Origin of the sequence: Flavonifractor plautii ATCC 29863 (genome assembly GCF_000239295.1) — a bacterium.
Lineage (GTDB): Bacteria > Bacillota > Clostridia > Oscillospirales > Oscillospiraceae > Flavonifractor > Flavonifractor plautii.
Genome location: NZ_JH417811.1, coordinates 1 through 1,236 on the forward strand (window position 1 = coordinate 1; position 1,236 = coordinate 1,236).

1 protein-coding gene is annotated in these 1,236 nt (G+C 58.8%); it reads right to left on the minus strand.

Features of this window, described 5'->3' with window-relative positions; translation table 11 throughout:
• Positions 1 to 491: 491 nt before the first annotated feature.
• Positions 492 to 1,154, minus strand: coding sequence for an HD domain-containing protein (locus HMPREF0372_RS13020; protein WP_007493271.1), 663 nt, complete (start codon positions 1,152 to 1,154; stop codon positions 492 to 494).
• Positions 1,155 to 1,236 lie beyond the last annotated feature (82 nt).

Here is a 1,236-nt window from a genome sequence, read left to right on the forward strand (position 1 = left end):
GGGCCGCCCAGGCGGCCCCCCTCTTCCCGTCCGGCTTGCAAAAAATTGAGGCAATTCAAACAAAAACACTTGACAAAAGGGATGGACGGTAGTATGATCTAGACAGAAAAAGAAAGAGGTGAGCCCCATGGGCTGAGAAAGCTCATTCTTTTCCGGCCACAGCGTATGGGAAGACCAAATACCTGAAGTTCCAAGCTTGCACTCGTTCCCAACGGACTCAATGAAGTGAGATGCACAAAGGGAAGACCTCCGAGGTGAAGTTCGCCGAAGACGGAAACCAAGTGCCGATTTGTTGCAGGAGACAGTGAAACAAAGGAATTTCCCGTTCTGTTGCTCCACCGCGTGGTAAAATCTGTAGAAAGTGCGAGGTAATGTGTAGTGGTAGAACCCCAGATCGAACGGTAGCCCCCCGGTCACGATGGATGGCCGGGGGGTTGTGCTGTCTCTGGAGTTTTTGCTGCACAGGAGGAGCGTCGGCCCCGGCTGTGCGTTTACAGCAGGCTCAGGCCGTTGATATCCAGCTTGAAGGTCAGCTCCAGGAATTCCGCCGCACGGCGGCAGAGGAGCATCCGCTCCAGAAAGATCTCGAAGTAGTCCATCACGGCGCAGAATTCGGTGTTGATGCCCAGGGAGAGGGTGAGGGTGCGCCGCTCCGGGTCCAGTGTCAGCTCGGAACGCTCGGCGGCATAGTTGACCCGGTCATGGATGTCGAAGCTCTGATGCTCCTTGTTGCGTACCCGGCTGCGGCGCACATCGGTCTTGTCTGCCAGGATCAACGCCGCGGCAACCGGATTGACGGGGAAGGCGGTGGGATCGTCGTGGTGGCCGATGGCGGTGATGACGGCGGCCACGTCAGCGGGCTCCATGCCCATCTTGTCCAGAATACGGAAGGCCATGACGGCGCCGGTCTGGGCGTGGTCGTGGCGGTTGACCACGTTGCCGATGTCGTGCATAAAGCCGGCGATGCGGGCCAGCTCCTGGTCGTGCTCTCCATATCCGAGCTGGGCCAGGATGCGGGCGGCAAACTCGGCGCAGCGGGTGACGTGGGCAAAGCTGTGCTCGGTGAAGCCCCGGGCCAGCAGGGACTGGTCGGCTTGGGTGATATAGGTGCGGATCTCCTCTGAATTCCGCACGGTTTCATAGCAGATCTTCATGGTGGGGACTCCTTTCCTCCGGGTCGTTTCCTACCTATTATATCCCGCCGGAGGAAAAAGGACAAGCAAAAGCGGCGCCGCC

Bases quoted from the DNA above. Each gene is read 5' to 3' on its own strand.
- HMPREF0372_RS13020 (WP_007493271.1), bottom strand. From the start codon at position 1,154: ATGAAGATCTGCTATGAAACCGTGCGGAATTCAGAGGAGATCCGCACC.